The 24866-nt window shown below is 70.2% G+C and carries 18 protein-coding genes; 4 read left to right on the top strand and 14 right to left on the bottom strand.

Features of this window, described 5'->3' with window-relative positions:
* Positions 1-431 precede the first annotated feature (431 nt).
* Both tyrS and ACZ6O0_RS26520 read right to left on the bottom strand, forming a co-directional pair.
* The gene (gene tyrS / locus ACZ6O0_RS26525) at positions 432-1736 is read right to left on the bottom strand and encodes a tyrosine--tRNA ligase (RefSeq protein WP_465767680.1); all 1305 of its coding nucleotides are present in this window, start codon (positions 1734-1736) and stop codon (positions 432-434) included.
* Between the two features lie 59 nt (positions 1737-1795).
* Positions 1796-2833: an App1 family protein gene (locus ACZ6O0_RS26520; RefSeq protein WP_465767679.1), complete on the bottom strand. Its 1038-nt coding sequence runs from the start codon at positions 2831-2833 to the stop codon at positions 1796-1798.
* Positions 2834-2944: 111 nt separating this feature from the next.
* Between ACZ6O0_RS26520 and ACZ6O0_RS26515 the strand changes: the two genes are divergently transcribed.
* Positions 2945-3892: an LLM class flavin-dependent oxidoreductase gene (locus ACZ6O0_RS26515; RefSeq protein WP_465767678.1), complete on the top strand. Its 948-nt coding sequence runs from the start codon at positions 2945-2947 to the stop codon at positions 3890-3892.
* On the opposite strand, the gene ACZ6O0_RS26510 is transcribed toward ACZ6O0_RS26515, so the two are convergent.
* The 8 genes from ACZ6O0_RS26510 to argC are packed head-to-tail and all read right to left on the bottom strand — an operon-like array spanning position 3889 to position 11738.
* Entirely contained in the window at positions 3889-4566 is a 678-nt protein-coding gene (locus tag ACZ6O0_RS26510) for a DNA-3-methyladenine glycosylase (RefSeq protein WP_465767677.1), read from the bottom strand. The genes ACZ6O0_RS26515 and ACZ6O0_RS26510 overlap by 4 nt on opposite strands.
* Entirely contained in the window at positions 4566-5981 is a 1416-nt protein-coding gene (gene argH / locus ACZ6O0_RS26505; RefSeq protein WP_465767676.1) for an argininosuccinate lyase, read from the bottom strand. Before argH ends, ACZ6O0_RS26510 begins: the two co-directional genes overlap by 1 nt.
* 14 nt (positions 5982-5995) lie before the next feature.
* Positions 5996-6508: an arginine repressor gene (locus ACZ6O0_RS26500; RefSeq protein ID WP_465767675.1), complete on the bottom strand. Its 513-nt coding sequence runs from the start codon at positions 6506-6508 to the stop codon at positions 5996-5998.
* Positions 6505-7437 (bottom strand): ornithine carbamoyltransferase, encoded by a 933-nt coding sequence (gene argF / locus ACZ6O0_RS26495; protein WP_465767674.1) that lies wholly within the window; start codon positions 7435-7437, stop codon positions 6505-6507. Before argF ends, ACZ6O0_RS26500 begins: the two co-directional genes overlap by 4 nt.
* Positions 7434-8636: an acetylornithine transaminase gene (locus ACZ6O0_RS26490; RefSeq protein WP_465767673.1), complete on the bottom strand. Its 1203-nt coding sequence runs from the start codon at positions 8634-8636 to the stop codon at positions 7434-7436. Before ACZ6O0_RS26490 ends, argF begins: the two co-directional genes overlap by 4 nt.
* A complete protein-coding gene (gene argB / locus ACZ6O0_RS26485; RefSeq protein WP_465767672.1) occupies positions 8633-9511 on the bottom strand; it encodes an acetylglutamate kinase in 879 nt (292 codons plus the stop codon). The genes ACZ6O0_RS26490 and argB overlap by 4 nt, the downstream gene beginning before the upstream one ends.
* A complete protein-coding gene (gene argJ, locus ACZ6O0_RS26480; protein ID WP_465767671.1) occupies positions 9508-10710 on the bottom strand; it encodes a bifunctional glutamate N-acetyltransferase/amino-acid acetyltransferase ArgJ in 1203 nt (400 codons plus the stop codon). Before argJ ends, argB begins: the two co-directional genes overlap by 4 nt.
* The gene (gene argC / locus ACZ6O0_RS26475; protein ID WP_465767670.1) at positions 10707-11738 is read right to left on the bottom strand and encodes an N-acetyl-gamma-glutamyl-phosphate reductase; all 1032 of its coding nucleotides are present in this window, start codon (positions 11736-11738) and stop codon (positions 10707-10709) included. The genes argJ and argC overlap by 4 nt, the downstream gene beginning before the upstream one ends.
* A gap of 424 nt (positions 11739-12162) precedes the next feature.
* On the opposite strand from argC, the gene ACZ6O0_RS26470 reads away from it, so the two are divergent.
* Genes ACZ6O0_RS26470 through ACZ6O0_RS26460 form a run of 3 tightly spaced genes read left to right on the top strand, consistent with a single transcriptional unit; the run spans position 12163 to position 14167 of the window.
* Positions 12163-12717: a carboxymuconolactone decarboxylase family protein gene (locus ACZ6O0_RS26470; protein WP_465767669.1), complete on the top strand. Its 555-nt coding sequence runs from the start codon at positions 12163-12165 to the stop codon at positions 12715-12717.
* Positions 12714-13613, top strand: coding sequence for an RNA polymerase sigma-70 factor (locus ACZ6O0_RS26465; RefSeq protein WP_465767668.1), 900 nt, complete (start codon positions 12714-12716; stop codon positions 13611-13613). Before ACZ6O0_RS26470 ends, ACZ6O0_RS26465 begins: the two co-directional genes overlap by 4 nt.
* Before the next feature lie 35 nt (positions 13614-13648).
* The gene (locus ACZ6O0_RS26460; protein WP_465767667.1) at positions 13649-14167 is read left to right on the top strand and encodes a GNAT family N-acetyltransferase; all 519 of its coding nucleotides are present in this window, start codon (positions 13649-13651) and stop codon (positions 14165-14167) included.
* Here the strand turns inward: ACZ6O0_RS26460 and ACZ6O0_RS26455 are convergent, their stop codons facing one another.
* The 4 genes from ACZ6O0_RS26455 to ACZ6O0_RS26440 all read right to left on the bottom strand — a co-directional run bounded on the left by ACZ6O0_RS26455 (position 14168) and on the right by ACZ6O0_RS26440 (position 24864).
* A complete protein-coding gene (locus ACZ6O0_RS26455) occupies positions 14168-20005 on the bottom strand; it encodes an Ig-like domain-containing protein (RefSeq protein WP_465767666.1) in 5838 nt (1945 codons plus the stop codon).
* A gap of 105 nt (positions 20006-20110) precedes the next feature.
* Positions 20111-22318 carry a hypothetical protein gene (locus ACZ6O0_RS26450; protein WP_465767665.1) on the bottom strand — a complete coding sequence of 736 codons (2208 nt, stop codon included), beginning with the start codon at positions 22316-22318 and terminating at the stop codon, positions 20111-20113.
* Entirely contained in the window at positions 22315-23280 is a 966-nt protein-coding gene (locus tag ACZ6O0_RS26445; protein ID WP_465767664.1) for a glycosyltransferase family 2 protein, read from the bottom strand. The genes ACZ6O0_RS26450 and ACZ6O0_RS26445 overlap by 4 nt, the downstream gene beginning before the upstream one ends.
* A 36-nt stretch (positions 23281-23316) precedes the next feature.
* Entirely contained in the window at positions 23317-24864 is a 1548-nt protein-coding gene (locus ACZ6O0_RS26440; protein ID WP_465767663.1) for a gamma-glutamyltransferase, read from the bottom strand.
* Positions 24865-24866 lie beyond the last annotated feature (2 nt).

The raw sequence follows: 24866 nt of genomic DNA, 5'->3' as shown, positions 1-24866 counted from the left end.
AAAAGATCGCCCAATGCCTATGTACGGGGTTAATGCAATTTCGGCATTGACTTTCGGCACGCTGTTGAGTTCTCAAGAATCGGACGCACACCGCGTCCTGACCTTTCGGCCGAGGACTCCGGGGCAACCTGCGTTACTCTACCGGAGCGGATCCACCGAGTCAAGACTCGATTTTTCCGGCTCACCCCGTCGCGTCTGAGCTGCCGACCCGAGTCCGGAGACACGTTTCGGCTGAGCTAGCCTTGGGGGTTCGGAGCGACCGGCCGCTTTCGCGTCCCGCGCCTCGCTCCAACAAGAAGAACATTACGTGGCTCGCAGGTAGCCGGTCAAATCGGTTCCCGGTGGGCTGAATCACACGGCTGTAATTTGCCCTCGGCAAGCCAAGTATGGGAGTGGAGCCGGCCCGAGAGCCGACTCCCCCGACCTACCTGTCAGCCCTGCGCCGGAGACGCCAGAACCCCTGCAAATGAACGCTTTCCGCGCCGCAGGACGAGCACTCCCCCGGGCAGCAGGTCGTCCGTGCCGGGCACGTACTCGGCGTCCTTCACCTTCTCGTTGTTGAGGTACCCACCGCCCTCGGCCACCGTGCGCCGAGCAGCCGACTTGCTGGCGACCAACCCCGACTTCACGAGCAGATCGCCGTACGTCGGCATCGGTTCGCCGGCGGCCAGTTCGACATGGGGTGCTTCGCGCAGTGCGGCGACCAGAGTCGAGCCATCGAGGGACGCCAGCTCCCCCTGGCCGAAGAGCGCCTTCGACGCCTCCTGGACCCGACGAGTCTCCTCAGCACCATGGACGAGCGTTGTGACGTCCTCCGCGAGTACACGCTGTGCCTCACGTGCCTGTGGACGCTCCGCGGTCGCCTGCTCCAGTGCGGCGATCTCCTCCGCCGTACGGAAGGTGTAGAACCGCACCAGCTGCATCACGTCACGGTCGTCGCTGTTGAACCAGAACTGGTAGAACGCGTACGGCGATGTCAGCTCCCGGTCCAGCCACACACTGCCGGACTCCGTCTTCCCGAACTTCGTCCCGTCGGCCTTGGTCACCAGTGGTGTCGCCAGTGCGTGTGCCTTGCCGGACTCGGTGCGACGGATGAGCTCGACGCCGGCCGTCAGGTTGCCCCACTGGTCACTGCCACCTGTCTGCAGCGTGCAGTTGTGCCGCCGGTACAGCTCCAGGTAGTCCAGCGACTGCAGCAGCACGTAGCTGAACTCGGTGTAGCTGATCCCCTGCTCCAACCGGGCCTTGACCACCTCCCGCCCGAGCATCCGGTTCACCGGGAAGTGCTTGCCGATGTCCCGCAGGAAGTCGAGCGTGTTGAGGTCCTTGGTCCAGTCGTAGTTGTTGACGATCCGGGCCGGGTTCGGCAGCGACTGGTCGAAGTCGACGAACTTCTCCACCTGCCCGCGGACCTTCTCGACCCACTGGTGTACGACGTCCTTCGGGTTCAGCACCCGCTCGGAGCTCTCCTTGGGATCGCCGATCAGGCCGGTGGCGCCCCCGACGAGCCCGATGGGGTTGTGGCCGGCCAGCTGGAGCCGCCGAAGCGTCAGCAGCTGCAGCAGGTTGCCCATATGCAGGCTGGGTGCGGTGGGGTCGAAGCCGACATAGGAGGTGATCGGTCCGTCCGCCATGGAGGCCCGCAGGGCTTCCGGATCGGTGGAGTGGGCGATCAGGCCACGGCTCTCCAGGTCGTCGAGCACCTGGGTGCGGCGTGCGGTCCCGCTGTCGGTCACTTGTCTCTCCTCGAGTACGTCGGTCAGCTACAAGTGTCCTGTATTCGCGCCGACACGACTCAGGTGGGCTCAGGACGGGTCAGTACCGCACGGAGCTGAGGACGCAGTGCATGACCGTCAGGCCCCTGGACCGTGGCAGCCGTCGGCCGCTGTGGGTCGTGAGCACCCGGGTCCGGGTTGGGGACGGGCAGACCGTGCGACAGCACCTGCTCGGCCGGGGTGAGCTGACGGATCCCGATGGCCCGGACGTGATCCGGGTGGGTCTGCGCGAAATCGCCGTACAGCTGCGGGTCGTGCTGGCCGTCGTCGCCGATCAGGACCCAGCGGACGTTGGGGAACTCCTTCGCCAGCCGGCGCAGTGCGGTCCGCTTGTGCTCCTGGCCACTGCGGAACCACCCGGTGTTGGTCGGTCCCCAGTCCGTCATCAGCAGTGGGCCGGCCGGATACCCGTGCCGGGCGAGGAAGCGGGTCAGCGTGGGAGCGGTGTTCCAGGCCCCCGTGGACAAGTAGAAGATCGGCGAACCCGGGTGGTCCGCCAGGAGCTCGTCGTACAGCTCGGCCATCCCCGGTACGACTCGACGGGCCTGCTCGTCGCGGACGAACGTGTTCCACGCGGCGATCAGTGGACGCGGGAGCATCGTCAGGATGACCGTGTCGTCGATGTCGCTGACCAGTCCGAAGGTGGTGTCCGGGTCGGGGACGAAGATCGGCGCCCTGGCCTGCCGGTCACCCCGCACGCCCAGGTCGATCTCGTGCCGCCCCGGCGGCAGCACCACCGGAACGGTGAGGTCGACGAACCCGCCCCGGTCGGTGATCGCCTCGAACGTCCGACCGTTCACCGTGACGGTCACCGGGACCTTGGTCGCCGGCGCGGTGACGAAGACCCGCCAGCCCCGCGCGACCTGGTCCTCCTCGTACCGCGGCTGGTTGCGAGGGTCTCGGCCGAGGACGACGCGCGCCAGCACCCGGACGAACTCCGTGGTGCCGTAACCGACCTGCGGGATGATCCGCTCCTGCCACCCACGGCGCCGCAGGATCGCCTGCACCCCCAGGTTGAACCAGTCCTCGAGACGGGACGAGTAGTGCGGACGGGCCATACCGGAAACCTACCCGGAGCGAGGGCCCCCACGCCTGCTCCCCCGCGGCCCCGGGGAAGACCTTTACCGACTCTTCCGGGAACTGTCCACGCCACCCCGTACGGTCTTCGCATGACCGCTCTCGGAATGTGCTTCCCGCGCACCTACCCCGCCGCCCTGGTCACCGACGTGGCCCGCCGCCTGGACCAGGGTGGCGCCGACGAACTGTGGATCATCGAGGACTGCTTCTACACCGCCGGCCCGTCGCTGGTGTCCGCCGCTCTGACGTCGACCGAGCGCCTGAAGGTCGGCCTCGGCATCGCGCCGGCGGTGGCCCGCACGGCGGCGGTGACCGCGATGGAGTTCGCCACCCTGGAGGCGCTCGGGCCGGGGCGGTTCCTGCCGGGCATCGGCCACGGAGTGCAGGAGTGGATGGGCCAGATGGGCGTCCGGCCGAAGTCGCCGCTCACCACGCTCGAAGAGGTCACCACCACCGTCACCCGGCTGCTCGCCGGGGAGAACGTGAGCTTCGAGGGCAAGGCCGTCTACCTGAAGGACGTGAAGCTCGACGCGCCACCGGTCGAGCCGCCGCCGATCCTGCTCGGTGTGATGGGTCCGAAGTCGATGGCGCTGGCCGGCCGGGTCGCGGGTGGCGTCGTACTCGCGGAGCCCGCGACGCCGGCGTACGTGCGTCAGTCGGTCGAGTACGCCGGATCTCCCGAAGGGTTCGTGGTCGCGGTGTTCAGCGCGATGTGTGTGCGCGGCGACCGCAAGACGGCGTACGAGTGGACCGCGCCGTGGCTGGGGTGGCGGATCGGGGACAAGCATCCGGGTGTCACCGCGCTGCCGTTCTTCGACGAGATGAAGAAGCTGTACGACGAGTCCGGCGCCGAGGGGCTCGTGGGGATGCCGGTCGACTGGTGGACGCAGATCGGTGCGATCGGCACGCTCGACGACGCGGCCGCGCACGTCGAGGCGCTGGAGGCCGCCGGCGTGCATCACATCGGGCTGTTCCCGGACCCGGAGGTAGAGCACGGGCTCCCGCAGCTCGACCACGTGCTGGAGCTGGCCAACCGTTAGGCGCGGCGCTTCGGGACGTGTGGGCGGTACGGCGAGACCGTCGGGTCATCGGGGATCCAGAAGCGCCATGCACGGTCGGCCGCCTCACGCAGACCGACCCGGGGACCGGTGGACGGCTCGCCGTCGAAGCCGGGACCCGGGAGGAGCTGGATCGGCGAGTCCTTGGCGAACAGGTCGGCGCCGTTGCCGTCCCGTCCGATGCCGAGGGCAACACACAGCCGGGCCGGACCGCGTGCCAGGTCGCGGTCCGGGTTGCCGTTCGGCCGCTTGACGACAGGTCCCTTCCGGACACCGGCGGTCGCCTGGTTGAAGGCGACCTTCGCAGTGTCCGGCTGGCCGCGGCGAACGCGGGCCAACTCGACGCCCTCGATGATCTCGCCGGCGCGGAGCAGCACGGCTGACGGCGTGCCCGCCTGCCCGACCACCACGTTCATGCAGTAGTGCATGCCGTAGGTGAAGTAGACGTACAGGAAGCCGGCCGGGCCGAACATGATCGCGTTGCGCGGTGTCTCGCCCCGGTAGGCGTGCGAGCCGGGATCGTTCGGGCCGTCGTACGCCTCGACTTCGGTGAGGCGGACGGCGACCGTTCCCTCCTGCGTAGTGCTGCGCACGACCATGCCGAGGAGCTTCGGGGCCACGTCGAGGACGGGCCCCGCGAGCAGCGAGCGGCGCATCAGGCGAGGCGGCCGCTGTGGTCCGCTGCCCGGTCCCGGAGCTCGGCCAGTTGCTCGGCGACGCGGTCCTGCGCGGTGCCGCCGCGGGTGTTCCGCGAGGCGAGCGAGCCTTCGACGGTCAGGACCGAGCGGACCTCCGGCGTCAGGTACGGCGAGATCGCGGCGAGATCGTCGTCCGTGAGGTCCCAGAGCTCGATGCCGCGCTTCTCGCAGGCCCGGACACAGGCACCCGCCAGCTCGTGGGCCACGCGGAACGGGACCTTCTGCCGGACCAGCCACTCGGCGATGTCCGTCGCGAGCGAGAAGCCCTGCGGCGCCAGCTCCTCGAGCCGCGCGGTGTTGAAACGCAGCGTCCGGATCATCCCGGTGAACGCGGGCAGCAGCACCTCGAGCGTGTCGATCGAGTCGAAGACCGGCTCCTTGTCCTCCTGCAGGTCCCGGTTGTACGCCAGCGGCTGCGCCTTCAGCGTCGCGAGCAGGCCGCTCAGGTTGCCGATCAGCCGGCCGGCCTTGCCGCGGGCGAGCTCGGCGATGTCCGGGTTCTTCTTCTGCGGCATGATGCTCGACCCGGTCGAGAACGCGTCGTCCAGCTCGACGAAGCCGAACTCCTTGGTCGCCCAGATGATCACCTCCTCGGCCTGCCGGGACAGGTCGACGCCGATCTGCGCGGTGACGAAGGCGAACTCGGCGACGAAGTCCCGCGAAGCGGTCCCGTCGATCGAGTTCGCCGACGAGTTCGTGAAGCCGAGCTCGGTCGCGACGAACTGCGGGTCCAGCCCGAGCGAGCTGCCCGCCAGCGCCCCTGATCCGTACGGCGAGTCCGCGGCGACGCGGGCGTCCCAGTCGGCCAGGCGGTCGAGGTCGCGGATGAGCGGCCAGGCGTGCGCGAGCAGATGGTGGGACAGCAGGACCGGCTGCGCGTGCTGCAGGTGGGTCCGCCCGGGCATCGCGACGCCAAGGTGCTTCTCGGCCTGCTCGGCGAGCGCGGTCACCTGCGCCAGCAGCAGCCGGCCGATGATCCGGCCCTGCTCCCGCAGGTAGCCCTTGAACAGCGTCGCGACCTGGTCGTTGCGGGATCTCCCGGCCCGCAGCCGTCCACCCAGCTCAGCGCCCAGCAGCTCGAGCAGCCCGCGCTCCAGCGCCGTGTGCACGTCCTCGTCCTCGAGAGCCGGCACGAACCGTCCCGCGAGTACGTCGGCCAGCAGCTGATCGAGCCCGGCGAGCATCTTGGCCAGATCCTCGTCCGTCAGCAGCCCCGCGCGGTGCAGCACCTTGGCATGCGCCTTCGACCCGGCGATGTCGTACGGCGCCAGCCGCCAGTCGAACTGCGTCGACTTGCTCAACGCCGCCAACGCATCCGCCGGCCCACCCGCGAACCGCCCACCCCACAGGGCAGCACTTTCTCCCGTACTCATACGTCAACAGTTCCTTACTTGTGCTCGGAGCGGGCGGCCAGGGACAGGAAGCGGGTGGCCAGGGCCTGGCCGCCGGTGGGGTTCCGGGAGACGACCATGACGGTGTCGTCGCCGGCGATGGTGCCGAGGACGTCGTCCAGCCCCACGTGGTCGATCGCCGACGCGAAGTACTGGGCGGCCCCCGGCGGGGTTCGCAGGATGACCAGGTTCGCGCTGCCCTCGGCGCTGACCAGGAGCTCCGACGCGACGCGGGCCAGGCGGGCCTCGAAGGCGGCTGCCTCACCGGCGCGCGGCGTACGGTCGCCGCCTTCGCCGGGTACGGCGTACACGAGCTGGCCGCTCGAGTCCCGCACCTTCACCGCACCGATCTCCACCAGGTCGCGTGACAGCGTGGCCTGCCCGACCACGAGGCCGGAGGCCGCGAGCAGGTCGGCCAGCTCGGTCTGCGACCGCACCGGCTGCCGGCCGAGCAGGTCGACGATCCGCTGCTGCCGCGCGGTCTTGGTGGTCGGCACGGCGGTGCTCATGCCTCGAAGCTCCTTGCCAGCAGCCAGGACAGCAGCGCCTTCTGGGCGTGCAGCCGGTTCTCCGCCTCGTCCCAGACGGCCGACTGCGGGCCGTCTATCACGGCAGCCTCGATCTCTTTGCCGCGGTATGCAGGCAGACAGTGCAGCACGATCGCGTCGGTGTTCGCCTTCGACATCAGTTGCTCGGTCACCGCATACGGCACGAACGGCGCCTCGCGATCGGCGGCCTCGGCCTCCTGCCCCATCGACACCCAGGTGTCGGTGGCAACGACATCGGCGCCGTCGACGGCCTCCAGTGCGTCATCGGTCCACGCGACGGATCCACCGGTCGACGCGGCGACCTCCGCCGCCCGGGCGAGGATGGCGGGATCCGGCTGGTACGTGGCCGGCGAACCGACCACCACCTGCATCCCGGCCGTCGCCCCGCCGAGCAGGTAGGAGTGCGCCATGTTGTTGGCGCCGTCGCCCAGATAGACCAGCTTCAGCCCGGCGGTCGCCCCCTTGTGCTGCCGGACCGTGAGCAGGTCGGCCAGGATCTGGCACGGGTGGAACTCGTCCGTCAGCGCGTTGACGACCGGCACCTTGGACGCCGCCGCCATCTCCTCGATCCGGGTCTGCCCGGACGTCCGCCAGACGATCGCGGCAACCTGCCGGTCGAGCACCCGCGCGGTGTCGGCGATCGGCTCACCGCGGCCCATCTGCGAGGTCTGCGCGTCGATGATCAGCGGCGCGCCGCCGAGCTCGGCGATCCCGACCGCGAACGAGATCCGGGTCCGGGTCGAGGTCTTGTCGAAGATCACCGCGACCGTCTTCGGCCCGGCCAGCGGCTGGTGCCCGTGCCGGTCCGTGGTCAGCTGCTGCGCGAGCGTCAGTACTTCGTCCTGCTCGACCGGGCTCAGGTCGTCATCGCGCAGGAAATGCCTGGTCATGTCCCCTCCACCTGGTCCAGCAGGCCCGGGAGGGCCGCGACGAAGCTGTCGGCATCAGCCTTGCTCAGGATGTACGGCGGCGCCAGCCGCAACGCGTCCGGAATCGGATTGTTGATCACGAAGCCGGCCTCGAGCGCGTGCGCCGTCACCTGGTCCGACACCGGCTGGGTCAGCTCGATCGCGAGCAGCAGCCCGCGGCCGCGTACCCCGGCGATCAGCGGGTGGTCGAGCGCGATGATCGACGACGCGAGGTGGTTGCCGACGGCATTCACCTGGGCGAGCAGCCCGTCCCGCTCGATCACGGTCAGCACCGCCAGTCCGGCGATCGCCGCGACCGGGTTGCCGCCGAACGTCGTCCCGTGGTTCCCCGGCTGCAAGAGCTCCGCGGCCGCGCCCAGCCCGATGCACGCACCGATCGGGATCCCCGCGCCGAGGCCCTTGGCCACGGTCACCAGGTCCGGCGTGATGCCCTCGGGCTCGAACGCGAACCAGGTCCCGGTCCGCCCGATCCCGGTCTGGATCTCGTCGAGCCACAGCAACGCGCCATGCTCCGAGGTGATCCGCCGCGCCGCCTGCAGGTACCCGGCCGGCGGTACGACGACGCCGTTCTCCCCCTGGATCGGCTCGAGGACGACGGCCGCCGTCTCGTCGTCGACGGCCGCGGCCAGCGCGTCGGCGTCGCCGTACGGGACGAAGGTGACGTCACCCGGCAGCGGCGCGAACGCCTCCCGGTACGCCGGCTTCCAGGTCACCGCGAGCGCGCCCATCGACCGCCCGTGGAAGGCACCGACGGTGGAGACGATCTTGGTCCGGCCGGTCCGCCGGGTGATCTTGAACGCGGCCTCGTTCGCCTCGGTGCCGGAGTTCGTGAAGAACACCTTGCCGGGCGCATCGAACAGGCCGAGGAGCTTCTCCGCCAGGGCGATCTGCGGGGCCGAGGCGAAGAAGTTGGACACGTGCCCGAGGGTGGCGAGCTGCGAGGTCACCGCGGAGACCACGAACGGGTGCGCGTGGCCGAGGCAGTTCACCGCGAGTCCGCCGAGCAGATCGAGGTACTTGTTGCCGTCGGCATCCCACAGGTTGGCACCCTCGCCGCGGATCAGCACGCGCTTCGGCGGCCCGAAGGTGTTCATCAGCGCGCCGCTGTAGCGCTCGGTCAGCGCAGCCTGCGTGCCGTCGACGGTCAGCAGTTCGGTCATGAGGGAATCACCTGGGTTCCGCTTCCGGCGTCGGTGAAGATCTCGAGCAGTAGTGAGTGGGGCACGCGGCCGTCGATCACGGTGGCCCGGGAGACGCCGGACTCGACCGCGCGCAGGCAGGCTTCCATCTTCGGAACCATGCCGGACGCGAGCGACGGCAGCAGCTCGGACAGCTCGGCCGCGTCGATCTGGGTGATGATCTCGTCGCTGTCCGGCCAGTTCCGGTACAAGCCGGCCACGTCGGTCAGCACGACGAGCTTCTCGGCACCGAGCGCGACCGCCAGCGCGGCGGCCGCGGTGTCCGCGTTGACGTTGTGCGCCTGGCCGTCCTCGTCCGGCGCGATCGTCGACACCACCGGGATCCGGCCGGCGTCGATCAGGTCGATCACCGCCTCCGGACGGACGTCGACCACGTCACCGACCAGTCCGATGTCGACCGACTCACCATCGACGATCGCCGTACGACGCTCCGCGGTGAACAGACCGGCGTCCTCACCGGACATGCCGACTGCGAACGGACCGTGCGCGTTGAGCAGGCCGACCAGTTCGCGGCCGACCTTGCCGACCAGGACCATGCCGACGACATCCATCGCCTCCGGCGTGGTGACGCGCAGACCACCGCGGAACTCGCTGTCGATGCCGAGCCGGTGGAGCATGTCGCTGATCTGCGGCCCGCCTCCGTGGACGACGACGACCCGGACCCCGGAGTACCGGAGAAAGACGATGTCCTCGGCGAAGGCTTGCTTGAGCTTGTCGTCGACCATGGCGTTCCCGCCGTACTTCACGACGATCGTCTTGCCGTGGAACTCCTTCAGCCAGGGCAGCGCCTCGGTCAGGACCGCGGCCTTCTCGACCGCGTCGGCGTGACTGTTCATGAGGAGTACGCCGAGTTCTCTTCGACGTACGCGTGGGACAGGTCGGTGGTGAGGACCGTGGCCGAGGCCGGGCCGGCGTGCAGGTCGATCAGTACGTCGATCTCGAGGCCGCTCAGGTCCGCCTCGGAGCGGTCGACGCCCTTGCCGCCGGCAACGCAGATCGGCGCGCCGTTCAGCGTGATGTCGAGCAGCGACGGGTCGAACGCGGTCGGGGCGTTGCCGACGGCCATCGCGATCCGTCCCCAGTTCGGATCGGAGGCGAAGAACGCGGTCTTGCAGAGGTTGTCCTCGGCGACGATCTTCGCGGCCGCCAGCGCCTCGGCCTCGGTGGCCGCGCCTTGCACGGTGATGCTGACGTGCTTGGTGACGCCCTCGGCGTCCGCCTGCAACTGCTTCACCAGGTCAGCAGCCAGGACGGTCAATGCGGCCTCGAAAGCCTCGGGCGTGACCGTGACACCGGATGCGCCCGAGCTCAGCAGCAGCACGGTGTCGTTGGTCGACGTTCCGCCGTCGACGTCGAGCCGGTTGAACGTCTTGCCGACCGCGTTCCGCAGGGCGTGGTCGAGGTGCGGCTGGTCGAGCACGGCGTCGGTCGTGATGACGCTGAGCATGGTCGCCATGTTCGGCGCGCACATGCCCGCGCCCTTGGCGAATCCGCCGACGCTCCAGCCGTCCGGATGCTTCAGCACCGCCTGCTTCGGCACGTTGTCGGTCGTCATCACCGCGGTGGCCGCGGCCAGGCCGTGCTCGGGGCCGTTGCCGAGAGCATCCACCGCCGAGGAGATGCCGGGAAGGAGCTTGTCCATCGGGAGCCGCTCACCGATCAGGCCGGTCGAGCAGACCCCGACCTCCGCGGCGCCGACGCCGAGCACCTCGGCCAGCTTCTCGGCGGTCTTGTGGGTGTCCTGGAATCCCTCCGGACCGGTGCAGGCGTTCGCGCCGCCGGAGTTCAGGACGACGGCCTTCAGCTTGCCGGCGGTGAGGACCTGCTGCGACCAGAGCACGGGCGCCGCCTTCACCTTGTTGGTGGTGAAGACACCGGCGGCGACGTCGTGCGGGCCGTCGTTGACCACGACGGTGAGGTCCGGCGTGCCGGCCGGTTTGATCCCGGCGATCACCCCGGCCGCGCGGAAGCCGGCCGGCGCGGTGACCCCGGCGCTCCGATCGACTTGGGTGCTCGGGGTGACTGCGAGGGTCACGGGGCTACTCCTACGAGGGGAAGGGCCAGGGTCTCGTCGAGACCGACGGCCAGGTTCATGCACTGCACGGCTCCGCCGGCGGTGCCCTTGGTGAGGTTGTCCATCGCGGCCACGACGACGGCGCGGCCGGTGCGCTGGTCGAGGGCGAGCTGCAGCTGCACGGTGTTCGCGCCGAGGGTGGCCTGCGTCTGCGGCCACTGCCCCTCGGGCAGCACGTGCACGAACGGCTCGTTGCGGTAGGCATCTTCATAGGCCTGCCGGAGCCCGGCCAGGTCGGTGCCCTCGGTGATCGGTGCGCTGCAGGTCGCGAGGATGCCGCGGGACATCGGCACGAGCACCGGGGTGAAGGAGACGCTCACCGGCTGCTCGGCGTACGGCGTGAGGTTCTGCTCGATCTCCGGGGTGTGCCGGTGGACGCCGCCGACGCCGTACGCGGACGCGGAGCCCATCACCTCGGCGCCGAGCAGGTGCGGCTTCGGCGCCCTGCCCGCGCCGGAGGTCCCGCTCACCGCGACCACCACCAGCTGGCCGGGGTCGACGAGTCCGTTCTGTACGGCGGGGAGCAGGGCGAGCGTGGAGACGGTGGGGTAACACCCCGGCACGGCGACCCGGTGCGACCCGCGGAGCTTGTCCCGCTGCCCCGGGAGCTCCGGAAGCCCGTACGGCCAGGAGCCGGCATGCGCTCCGCCGTAGAACTCGGTCCACACCTCGGCCTCGGTCAGCCGGAAGTCCGCGCCGCAGTCGATCACGGTGACGTCCTCGCCGAGCTGCTCGGCGATTCCGGCGGACTGTCCGTGCGGCAGGGCCAGGAACACCACGTCGTGACCGGCGAGTTGCTCCGCCGTGGTCTCGACCAGGATGCGCCCGGCCAGCGGCACGAGGTGTGGGTGGTGCGCGCCGAGCGCCGTACCGGCGTTCCCGCCGGCGGTCAGGGCGCCGATCTCGACCTGCGGGTGGCCACTCAGCAACCGGAGCAGCTCACCGCCCGCATATCCGCTGGCACCGGCCACCGCCACCTTCACGCTCATGTGAATGAGTATGCCACGAACCGGATGAATATCCAATCGCGGGGGTGTCGCCACACCGCTGGATCAACTACCCACTGAAGCCGGGTAGAACCACTCAAGCACCGAGCCCACGCCGGGCACCAGGCTTGGGCGACATGAACCCACCTCTCCCCGGTGCCCGCGAGGACTGGCGGCAGTCGAACAGTTATCTCGTGTTCTCCGGATGGCTGGTCGTCGCGATCGGGCTCTACGGAGTCGCCGGAGCGCGGCCTTCAACCGGCGGGGGTGGAGCTCGTTCTGGACGGGTACGGCCGCCTTCTCCAGCACCGCACCCGTCCCAGCCGCCGTCCTCCTCGACATCCTGTTCCAGTGATGTGAGGCAGGTCATGTCACAGGCCGGGTGGTGGTGCGTGTCCGGAGGGAGACGACGACCTGGAGGTGTGTGGTGGCTCGGATCGGTTTGGAGCATGAGCGGACGTGGTTCGTGCGGTTGGCGGAGTGGGGCAGCCGGCGGAAGTACGGCAAGGTGCCGGATCCCGGGAAGGTCGCGCTGCACAACCGCAGGGTGCTGGTGTCGACGTTGCTGCTGGAGGGGTCGGCGGCCCGGTGGAAGGCGCTGGATCCGGGGCTGAAGGCGCTCGCGGTGATGGTGACGTCGGCGCGGATCGGGTGCAGCTGGTGCATGGACTTCGGGTACTGGGAGTTCCACCACCAGGGTGTCGACCCGGTGAAGCTGCGCGATGTGCCAGGGTGGCGTGACAGCGATGTCTACACGGATCTGGAGCGCGCGGTGATGGACTACGCCGAGGCCATGACGGCGACCCCACCGGAGGTCACGGACGAGCAGGTCGAACGACTGCGCGAGGACCTGACGGACGAGCAGCTGGTCGAGCTCACGGCGATGGTCTCGCTGGAGAACTACCGCTCCCGGGTGAACGCCGCCCTCGGCCTGACCAGCCAGGGCTTCAAGGAGTACTGCGAACTGAGGCCGGTGAAATGAACGACGAGCGACTGGCTCGCGAGTTCGACGAACACCGGTCCGTCCTGGTCGGAGCGGCGTACCGGGTGGTGGGCAGCGTCAGCGACGCGGAGGACGTGGTCCAGGAGGCCTGGCTGCGGTGGGCCGCGATCGACCACGACGAGATCCGCGACGTCCGCGCGTACCTGATCCGCATCACCACGCGCCTGGCACTCAACCGGCTGCGCGAGCAGAAGGCGAGGCGGGAGCAGTACGTCGGTCCGTGGCTGCCCGAGCCGATCAACCCGGCCCTCGCGTCGAACGACGACCCGGCCGCGGCCGTGGAGCTGGCGGACTCGGTGAGCATGGCGATGCTCGTCGTCCTCGAGACCCTTTCGCCGCTCGAACGCGCGACGTTCGTCCTGCGCGAGGTCTTCGATCTCCCGTACGACGAGATCGCGGACACCCTCGGCCGGTCCGAGAGCGCGGTCCGGCAGCTCGCCCACCGGGCCCGCGAGCACGTGCACGCGCGGCAGCCGCGGCACCACGTCGACAAGGCCCGGCACAACGAGCTGACCATGCGCTTCATGGCCGCGGCCGGATCCGGCGACTTCGACCAGGTGGTGTCGCTGCTCGCGCCGGACGCCGTCCTGATCAGCGACGGCGGCGGCAAGAAGAAGGCCGCCCTGCGGCCGATCCACGGCGGGGACAAGATCGCCCGCTGGCTGTTCGGCGTCCTCGCGGAGAACCCGAACTTCGAGATCCGGATGGCCACCCTGAACGGCGACACCGCGTTCATCGCGTACTTCGACGACGAGCCGGACACGGTCGCGTTCCTGGAGACCAGCGACGGACTCGTCACCGAGCTCTACCTGATCCGCAACCCGGACAAGCTGGGCACCGTCCCGGCGCGGCACGCGCTGGACGGCGACTCGTAAACTATCTGCAACTCAGTCGCAGATGGAGGGGTGCCGTGAAGTACCTGGTGGTGGAAGCCGACGAGGCACTGGATCCGGGCCTGCGGGCGGATCTGCTGGACACCTGGATCGCGGCCACCGACGCCGGTGGCGCGGTCGGGTTCACGGCACCGGCCCCGGTGGAGCGCGTCGCCGAAACGCTGGACGAGGCACTCGGCCGGGTCACCGCGGGTGTGGATCTGCTCGGCGTGCTGCACACCGGCGAGCGGTACGCCGGGATGGGCCTGCTGATCGATCGCGGCAGCGCGCTGCAGGCGCACTGGCGCACGGTGCTGCGGGTGATGATCCACCCGCAGCACCAGGGCAGCGGCGCCGGCCGGCTGCTGATGGAGGGTCTGCGCGGTTCGGCCGTCGACCTCGGTCTGGAGCAGCTCCAGCTCACGATCCGCGACGGCCTCGGCCTGGAGAAGTTCTACGAGCCCCTCGGCTACCGGGTCGTCGGCCGGCACCCCCGTGCGGTCCGCGTCACCCCCGACGACTACCGCGACGAGATCATGCTGGTGACGGACCTGTAGTCACCGGCGGGTGCGGGCTATCGCGGCCAGGGCTGCGCCGAGGGCGGTGACGAGTGTGCCGAGGGTCAGCAGGATGACCGGTGGGCCGCCGGTCGGTGGGAGCTCGGCGCGGTTGACCGACCTGAGGTCCTCGGCCGGCGCGGCGCCGACCGTGAACCTGACCGGTGCGGCGACGGTCGCGCCAGCGGTGCCGGTCCGCTCGTAGGTGAGCTTCGCGGTGCCGGCGAAGTTGGCGGCCGGCGTGAGGCTGATCGTCCCGTCGGGGGCAACCCTCCAGTGGCCGGAGGCATCGGTGACCTGCTTGGCGCAGGTGGCCGGGCCGGTGCGCAGACAGACGGTGCCCGGGTTGATCGCGCCGCTGTCGTTGAGCAGCGGGTTCACGGCGACCGCATTGCCTGGTGTGCCGGTCGCCGTGTCGGGCGTCGCCTTGGCGAGCAACGGTCCGGCGACGGTCACATCCAGGAGCGCCGTGTTGGACGTGCCGTTGGCATCGGTGACCCGGTAGGCGACGGATCGCGTCGTACCGATGAAGCCGTTGGCCGGCGTGAAGGTGATGACACCACCCGTGCCGACGGTGAACGCACCCTCGTCCGGCACGGTCACCGCCTTCTTGTCCGTCCCGTCCGCCGGATCGCGCAGTACGACGGAGTCCGGGACGAGCGGTGCGGACGGGTCGCCGGGCTCGTCGTTGCCCAGCACCTTGACGACGACCGCCGTACCGAAGGCCGTCTTCGCGCTGTCGTCGACGGTGACCGGACGCACGGGCAGCACCGCCACTGTGATCGTCGCGCGGGCCGAGTTGCGGTTGCTGTCCTTCACCTCGTACGCCGCCGGTCGGGCGGTGCCCGTGAAGGTGGCCACCGGGGTGAACGTCACCTTGCCGTTGGCAACGACGTACTCGCCCAGGCCGGCAACCGTGACCTGGTCGACGAGTGCGCCGTCCGGGCCGACGAGCAGCAGCGAGGCCGGGTCGAGTGTCGCGCCCGGGCCGGGCTTGTCGTTGGCGAGCGGGTCGAGCGTCACGGGCAGGTGCTGTTTCGTACGGGCGGTGTCCGGACCCGCGACCGGGCGAGCCTGCACGGCGATCGTCAGCGTGGCCGAGCCGATCGTCCCGTTGCGGTCGGCCACCTGATACCCGACCGGAGTCCCCACACCGGCGAACCCGTCCAGCGGTACGAACCGGATGCCGCCGGACGGCTGGACCGTGAACGTCCCCTCACCGGGAACAGCCAGCGCCGCGACGGCATCCCCGGTCGCCGGATCGATCAGCCGAACCTCGCCGGGAACGAGCGGCGCGGTCGCGTCACCCGGCTTGTCGTTCGCCAGCACGGCGACCGTCACCGCGGTCTCGAACGGCGTCGCCGCCGTGTCGTCCGCGACCGCCGGAGTAACCGGGGTGATCGTCACCGCGACGGTCGACGCCGCGGTGTTCCCGCTCGTGTCCGTGACGCGGTAGGCGATCGAGACGACCCCGCTGAACGCCGGCGCCGGGTCGAACGTGAGCTTCCCGGTCGTCGCGTTCACCGCGAACCCGCCCTGGCCGGGGATCGTGGCTGCCCGGGCCCAACCAGCAGCGCCGTACACCTGGACCGAGGTCTTCTCGAGCGCGGCGCCCGTCCCCGGCTCGTCGTTGATCAGTGGGTCCACAGTCACGGTGACGTTCTGCTTGGTGGTCGCGACGTCGGCCGTCGCCTCCGGACCCTTGCCGACGGTGAGGAAGAGGCGGCCTTCCGCGGTGGTGCCGCTGTCGTCGGTGATCCGGTACGTCGCCGGTGTCGTCACGCCCTGGTAGCCCTTGACCGGCGTGAACGCGATCGTCCCGTCGTCGGCCGCGGTGTACGTGCCTTCGCCCTGGTGCGTGATCGTGTTCCGATAGCCACCGGCCGGATCCTTGAGCACGAGGCTCGACCGGATCAGCGGGGCGCTCGGGTCGCCGGGCTTGTCGTTGGCCAGCACGTCGACCGTGATCGGGTGGTCGTACGGCGTGATCGCCGAATCGTCCACAGTCGCCGGCCAGATCGGCGTGACGGTCAGGCTCAGCGTCGAGGCGGCGTGGTTGCCGTCCGAGTCGGCGACCCGGTAGTTGATCGCGAGCGCTTTGCCACGGAAGCCCGGCAGCGGGTCGAACACGACCGCTCCACTCGGCTGGACGGTGTAGCTGCCCTGCCGTGCGACGATCACCTTCTTGACGTAACCCGCGGTCCGAGCCGCCGGATCGAGCAGACCGACCGACCGGGGATCCAGCTGCGCGTCGGTGCCCGGGCTGTCGTTGGACAACAGGTTCACGGTCACGGTGACGTCCTGCAGCGTCGACGCGGTGTCGGCGACCGCGACCGGCGGTTGGCCGACCGTGATCGAGAGCTGCGCGGTGGTCAACGTTCCGTTGCTGTCGGCCACCTGATAGGTCAGCGGCGTCCCCGGCCCGCGGAACGTCGGGCCCGGATCGAACGTGACCACTCCCCCGGCCGCCGTGTAGACGCCCTCGTTGGCGATCGTGACCGTTGCCTTCAGCAGCCCGTCGGCCGGGTCGGTGAGCAACAGGCTGCCCGGCACCAACGGCGCGGTCGCGTCACCCGGCTTGTCGTTCGCGAGCACCTTGACCGAGACGGTCTTGTCGTACGGCGTCGTCGCGGTGTCGTCGGCCGCCACCGGCGTGACCGGCGTGATCGTGACCGTGAGCGTCGACCGCGTGGCCTGGTCGAACCTGTCCGCGACCCGGTAGGTCAGCGTGGTCGCCGTACCCGTGAAGCCGGGCAGCGGGTCCACGGTGACGGTGCCGTCCGGGTTGACCTGGTAGTTGCCCTGGCCGGGGATCTTCACCAGCTTCTTCAGCGAGCCGTCGACCGGGTCGAGGATCGCGAGGCTCAACGGGTCGAGGGCGGTGCCCTGCCCTGCGACGTCGTTCGCGAGCGGGGCGATCCTCAGGGGGACGTTCTGTTTGCCGGTGGCCGTGTCGGGCTCGGCGGTCGGTGAGACCGGCTTCGCGATCGTGACCGTCAGCGTCGCGGTGGTGAGCGTGCCGTTCACATCCGAGACGCGATAGCCGATCGGTGACGCGACACCGGTGAACATCGGCACCGGGTCCACCGCGACCTTCCCCTCCGGTGTCACCGTGTACGTCGCCTCGCCGTCGACGGCGACCGTGGTCTTCGGCTGCTTCGTCTTCGGATCGAGCAGCCGCACACTGCTCGGCACCAGCGGCACGGCCGGGTCACCGGCGTCGTCGTTCGCCAGCACCGCCACGGTCACGGTCGTGTCGTACGGCGTACTCGCGGTGTCGTCCGAGGCGTCCGGCTGGACCTTGGTCACCTGCACGGCCAGTGTCGACTTCCCGATCGCACCATTGCCGTCAGCAACCTGGTAGCCGACCGGGGTCGCGGCACCACTGAAGGTCGGGAGCGGCTCGAACAGCACCTTGCCGTCGGGCTTGGCCGTGTACTTGCCCTGGCCGGGCACCACCAGCGTCGGCACCGGCTCGGCGGTCCGGCTTGGCGGGATCAGCTGGACTGTGTCCGGCTTCAGCGCCGCGCCGGTCGGGCCCGGCCTGTCGTTCTCGAGGACGTCGACGATCACCGAGCCGCCTTGCAGCGTCGTGATCGCGTCCGGGTTTGCGACCGGCGGACCGGGGGCGTCGACGGAGACCGTGAGCTCGGCGCGGGCCGACGTACCGTTCTTGTCCAGCACTTGGTAGGTCAGCGGCGTACCCACACCTTGGAAGCCGTGGACCGGTCGGAAGGTCACCTTGCCGGCGACAACCAGGTACGTCCCCTGTCGCGCGACGGTGATCTGGTCGACGAGCTTCTGGCTGATGGGGTCGACGAGCCGGAGGCTGGCGGGATCGAGCGGTGCATCCGGCGATCCGGGCAGGTCGTTGTCCAGCACGGGCACGACGGCGTCGGTGTCGAAGGCGGTCGAGACCGAGTCGCCGCTGGCGACGGGCTTCACCGGTGTGACCGTGACGGTGAGGGTCGACTCGGCGGTCTGCTTGGTGCTGTCGGTGACTCGGTAGCCGATCGTCGTCCCGACTCCGGTGAACTGCGATGCCGGGACGAAGTCCACGCCGCCGTCCGGCTTGACGGCGTACTCGCCTTCGCCGGCGATCACCACCTTCTTCTTGAAGGTCGCGTCGGCGGGGTCACGGAGCACGACCGAGGCGGGGACGAGCGTCACGCCGGGCGCCGCTTCGTCGTTGGTCAGCGGCTTCAGCGCGAGGCTGACGTTCTGCGGGGTGGTCGCCAGGTCGGGAGTGGCGACCGGATGGGCCGGGAGCGCAACGGTCAGGGTCAGCTTCGCGGTCGCCGTCGTTCCGTTGCTGTCGGCAACGCGGTACGTGACGGGCGTGCCCCGGCCGACGAAGCCCGGCACCGGCTCGATGCGGATCGTGCCGTTCTGGGCGACGTACTTGGCCTGGCCGACGACGTTCACCATCACGACACAGTTCTTACCGTCGACCAGGCACAGCGTCCCGGGTTTGAGCGGAGCCGCGGGATCGCCTGGCTTGTCGTTGCCGAGGACGTTGACCGTGAGGCCGGTGCTGAACGCGGTCGTCGCGGTGTCGTCGAGCAGCATCGGCGGTGGCGGCGGCGTGACCACCAGCCGGTAGTCCTCGACCTCGCCGGCGTCGGCCGCACCGGTCGGCTTGTCCACCTGCCCGTCGGTGTAGCCGACCCGCACCCGCGCGTACGTCGCTCCCGCGCGCGGGCTCAGCTCCGACCAGTTGAGGGTGACGGCGCCTTGGCCGGCGGAGAAGGCGGCGCAGGATCGTTCGGCCGGGTCGAAGGTGCCGTCGCGGTCGAGGTCGATCCAGGCGCAGGCCCGGCCCGGCTCGGAGGCTCCGGTGAGTTTCAGCTCGGCGGTGTAGGTGGTCGCGGTCGTCCGCAGCGGCGCGAAGGTGACGCCGTCGTCGGCCTGGTCGGGTGCGGCCGGGCCCGTGGTGCCGTTGGCGACGTTCGCGTTGTCCTCGGTCGCGTCTTTGCCGAGTCGTACGTCGCTGAGCACGGACCAGGCGGCGCCGTACGACGCCGGGGCATCGCCGAAGTCCTCGCCGACGGACGCGAGGATCGAGAACGCGTCGCCGGAGGACTCGGTGTTGAAGGCGGGGAGCTTCGGGTGCTTGGTGAAGAACGCGGTGACGTCGAAGGTGATCGCGGTGGCGACGCCGTTCACCCGGACCGAACCGCAGGCCGCACTCGCGGAGGCGTCCGGGCCGGTGCCGGTCTTCGCGTTGACGCAGTTCGGGCCGGCGTCGTGGTTGGCCGCGGTGATCGTGTCGCTGGTGACGGCGAGGTTGTTGCCCTGGCCGACCTTGCTGAGGCTGAGGCCGGCGGTGGTGAGCTTGAGGACCGAGTGCAGCTCGGACTGGGCGGTGGGCGTGCCGCTCACGGTCTGGGTGACCGCGCCACCGAGGCCTGCGAGATGGAGCACCGGATTGCGCACCGGCCGGCTGAACGTGATCGTCACCGTGCCGCGGTCACCACAACTGCCGGTGGACGCGCACGTGCCGGTGTTGACCACCAGGTCCTGCGCCGGCGTGGTCTTGGCGATCGCCGGCTGGTACGTAGCCGGCCCGGTCCCCCGGATCCCCGCGGTCGTTGCGTCCAGCAACTCCGTCGGCCCGCTGACGGTGATCGTCTCCTTGAGCCCAGACCCCGGCATGGTTGCCGTCGCGCCGGCCCCTTGGGTGAAAGGGGCCGACGGCACCTGGTAGCCGGCCGCCTCCGGCGGCCGGACGGCGGAGGAGGTGAAAACACAGGCGAGGCCGAGCGCGAGCACCGCGCAGAGCCCGCGCCGCGCGCGGGGAACGTGGGGCGGCCGATGGCCGGGTCGTGTCGCCCGCATGAAGTGCCGCCCTCCCGAGCAATCACGTTGCCGCATGCATCGGCCGCGGGGCGGGCGGGCCTGCGTAGAGGTAACGGTCTACGCGGACCCCATGTTACGGGACAATCACTCTCCGAGGTCGTAGATCTTGACCTTCCCGGCGCTGTGTCGCAGCACGGCCAGCCGGTCCAGTGCGGGTGACACGGTCCCGTCGCGGGCATCGGCGTACAGCCAGCGCACGCCGTACTCGTCGCGCAGTTGCCGCAGCAGGTCCGCGGTCGGCGCGGCGAGCGCCTGGTTGGTGAGGGCGACGCGCTCGGGCCACGGCGACGGCTGCTCGGTGTAGCGCCGGCCGCCGACGCCCTGCGCGGCCATCGCCTGGTTCGTGTATGCCCAGCCTTCGATCAGCGTCCGGCGACCCGCGATACCGCTGACCAGATACCCACGCGCGTCGCACCCCGGCGTCTGCCGCCCCGCCGGCCGGCACCAGGTGTTGGCGGCGACCACATCGGTCGGCGCGGAATGCTGCCCGAGCCACAACGCCGAAGTCGCCTCGTCGGGATACACCCACCACCGCGCCGCCCGGTATGTCGGCGCCTTCTCGGTGTCCCCGCGCACCGCGCTCTGCAGGAACGAACTGAGCGGCGCAGTCGCGAGCAGCACGAGTACGACGAGGAGCCCGCCACCCGCCTGCCGGAGAAACAGCCGCCACACCACCAGTAGCACGACCGTCAACGCGAGTACGACGAGCAGCACGCGCGTACTCAGCCACAGTTGCCGGCCCGGTGACGCGGCCGGCACTCCCCTGGCCCACACCAGGAGAACGGCGTACACCAGCGAGAGCACGAACGCGGTCACCGCCACCGGGATCGGCCGACCAGCCGCGCGGACACTGGTCGCCGCGAACCAGCCCGCTCCCGCCAGGCTGAACGGCGCGGTCGTGTAGATGAAGTAGGACTCGCTCACGGACGGGTGGTCGATCAGGAGGTACCCGGCCCAGCCGGCGATCATCGCGCCGAGCAGGAACCACGCGACCGGATCCCGCCGGCCGGCGACTCCGAAGCCGGCCAACGCCATCGCCTGCAACGTGAGCAACAGACCCAGCAGCAGCGTCAGCGTCCCGATCACCGCGCCATGCGCCAGCGCCGGCAGGATCAGGCCACCCGCCCCGGGCTGCGTCGCATCACCGGTCGCGGCTGTGTAGACCGGAAGCGACTTCAGCACCGCGAGGAACTGCACTCCCGAACCATTGGTGCTCCCGGCAACCGTCAGCAACGTCACGGCCCCCACCGCGACCAGCCCTCCGCAGGTGGCAACGAGCCGCCAGGGCACCCGCCGGGTCGTCACCAGCAGGAAGACCGCCGCCAGCCCGACCGCAGCGGCGAGCAACGGCAGCACTGTCGGTTTCGACCCGCCACCGACGATCGCGACCCCGATGGCGACCACCCACAACCAGCCATGGGCCTTCCTGAACAACAGCTCGATCAGGAACACCGCCACCGCCACAGCGGCGACCATCCCGAACGTCTGCGACGGACTGAGGAAGCTGACCGGCGGTGCGAGATTCACACTCGTGTCGACCAACAGGAACAACTGCGGTGCCGCCAGCGCGAGCGCCGCGAGTACGCCGGTCCACCAGGTCCGACTCACGGTCCGGGCCAACGTCGCGCAGACCAGCAGCGCCACCACCAGCCACGGCAGCAGCCACAGCCGGAACAGGACGACCAGCGGTGTCAGCCGGGTGATGTCCACGGCCGCGGCCATGTCGGCGTTCGCGAACCAGTGGTACTCCAGCCGCTCCCCCACCACCTGCGGCACCTCAGGCGGCACCGACCGGGTCAGCTCGTGCACCATCGACAGGTGGTAGAGCAGGTCCGGGTAGTACGCCGATCCGTTCGGTGGCATCGGGTGGTACGCCATCACGCCGATCGTGACCGCGCCGAGCATGATGGCCGACGAGACGGCCAGTCCCCAGGTCCACGCGACCGGCAACGGCTTGGGGTCGGCGATCCGCCAGCAGTCCCGGCGTACGAACGCGAACGCGATCAACACCAGAGCGGGCCAGACGATCAGCCACCGCTGCCAGCCGAGAGCGGTGAAGATCGTCCAGCCGAGTAGTTGCCAAGTCGCGCCGACGACGGAGCCGAGTCCGAGATCTTCCGCCCAGTTGCCGGTACTGCGCCAGGCCGCGCGGAGCAGGAGTGTGCCGGGCAATGCGACCGCCAGCGCGAAGTAGCCGGCGTACTCGAGGATCGGGCCCGGGCCGACGTCGACAGAGACGAGCCCGACGACTGCCACCAGCAACGGCAGCAGCCACGGGAGCAACCGCCTCATCTGTGGTGGACCGGTTCCTGGTGCCCTTGGTCTTCGAGGCTGTCGTACCCGACGAGGAACTGCGGCCGCCGCTGGCTGGACTGGAACAACCGGGCGACGTACTCACCCAGCAGACCGAGACACAGCAACTGGATCGCGCCGATCACACTGACCGCGAGCACGGTCGACGTCCAGCCCGGGATGCTACGACCGGTCAGCTTGATCACCAGCGCACCGACGACGAACAGCGCGGACATCCCGCCACCGAGCAATCCGAGCCAGGTCGCCAGCCGCAGCGGCGCGGCCGAGAACGCGGTCACACTGTCGAAGGCGAGCCGGAGCATCTTGGACAGGTTGTACTTCGTCGTCCCGGCGGCCCGCTCGGCCCGGACGTACTTCACTTCCGCGCTCGGGAAGCCCAGCCAGGGAATCACCAGCCGGAAGACCCGGCCGTCCTCGGGCAACGCGTTGACAGCGTCGACCACCCGGCGCGAGACCAGCCGGAAGTCGGCCGCGTCGAACGGGATCTCCTTGCCGACCAGCCGGCACATCAGCCGGTAGTACAGCCGGGCCGTCGTCCGCTTGGCCCACGAGTCACTCGAGCGATCCGCGCGGACGCCGTACACGACATCGACGTCCTGGGTACGCACGGTCTCCAGGAACTCGGCGATCACCTCGGGCGGGTCCTGGAGGTCGGCGTCGATCGTGACCACGTACCGGCCGCGGGCGCGACGGAAGCCGGCCGATTGGGCGGCCTGGTGTCCGCTGTTCCGCAGGAGCCGGACGACGCGGAGCTGGGCCCAGTCCTTGGCGGCTTCGAGCAGCAGGGCCGCGGTCTTGTCGCGGCTTCCGTCGTCGACGACGAGCACCTCGTAGCTGATGCCGAGACCGTCGAGCAGCGGGCGCATCCGGTCGAAGAAGATCGGCAGCACGTCCTCCTCGTCGTACATGGGTACGACGACGGACAGCTCGGGGTCCCGCATGGGCTGCCTTCCGGTTCAGTGGATTGAGGGTCGACCTTACTGGTCCGGCGAGATGGCGACGGCCCCGGTCCGGCGCGGGTCGCCGACCGCGAGCAGGCCGTCGGCCGGGTCCCAGAACGCGGCCGCGACACCGCCGAAGTACATCGAGTGCGGCGGCATCGGCCGGGTCGGCAGCGAGGTCGATCCGGACACCGGCAGGTCGTCCTCGTAGTCGACGACCACGTCCTCGCGCACGCGGACATGCAGCCGCGGATGCTCGACCGCCTCCCGCAGCGGCAGCCCGCCATGGGTGTAGAGCGCGTAGACCTGGGCCAGCGCGGTCGGGATCCGGTCCGAACCCGGTGAGCTGATCGCGAGGACGGCACCGTCGCTGTCGCGGCGCGCGACGCTCGGCGCCATGTTCGAGGTGAGGCGGGTGCCGGGCGCCAGGCTGTGCGGACCGCCGTGCAGCAACTCTTGCTCGCCGAGGGCGTTGTTGAGCCAGATCCCGGTGCCTGGCGTCAGGACGCCCGAGCCGTAGCCGGACGACACGGTGATCGCGCAGGCATCGCCCTCGTCGTCGACCACCGAGACGGTCGCCGTACTCGGTGAGGTCAGCGCCCGCAGGTCCCCGGCTGCGGCAAGGTCGAGCAGCTTCCTGCCTTCCAACTGCCGCTGATCCTCCTCGTCCAGCTCGGCCAGCCGCTGGCCGAGTACGGCGTGCTGCACCTCGACGAGGCGCTCGATCTCGGACTGCCGCCAGCTGCCGTCCGCCGGCACGCCGTCGAGCAACGCCAGCATCGCCGCGACCGCGACTCCCCCGACGGCCGGCGGCGGGTTGGTCGCCAGCCGCCATCCGTTCTGCCGGACCATCAGCGCCGGACGGACGACGGCCTCGTACGCGGCCAGGTCCTGCGCGGTGAGGATGCCGTCGTTCTGGGCCATGTCGTGGATGAGGAGCTGGGCGAGCTGGCCGGTGTACATGGTCTCGGCGCCGTCGCGGGCGATCAGCTCGAGCGCCTCGGCCAGCTCGGGGATCACGACCGTGGTGCCGGCCTTGATCACCGAACCGTCGTCGTCGTGCACGACGCCGTGGCTCGGCTGGTGCCAGCCGAAGATGATCTCGTGGGTGTACCCGAGGTAGTAACCCGAGGTCCGGCTCAGCGGGAACCCCTCGCGGGCGACGTCGATCGCGGGCTGGACGACCTCGCGCCAGGGCGCCTTCCCGGACCGGCGGTGGGCCAGGTCGAGCGCCTTCATCCCGCCGGGCGTCGCCACGGACCCGTGGCCGACGGTGGTCGTCGTACCGCCGCCGTAGTCGGTGGTGATGTCCCAGACGCCGCGGCCGAACCGGTCGGTGGGCAGGCCGCGACCGGGCATCTCCACCCAGCCGTCGATGGTGACCGCGTCGCCGCCGGCCACCTGCAGCGTGACGAACCCGCCCGAGGCCGGCGAGACCACGCCGATCTCGTTCACCATCGTCACCAGCGTGGCCGCGATCGCCGCGTCCACCGCGTTCCCGCCCTCGGCCGCGACCCGGACGCCGGCCTCGGCCGCGGCCGCGTTCGGCGCGGCGACCGCCACCCGCGGGTGACCGCCGCTCATCG

The organism is Kribbella sp. NPDC048837, from assembly GCF_055586945.1.
The sequence above is the reverse complement of the archived record's forward strand: the minus strand, read 5'-3'. Positions and strand labels throughout refer to the sequence as shown.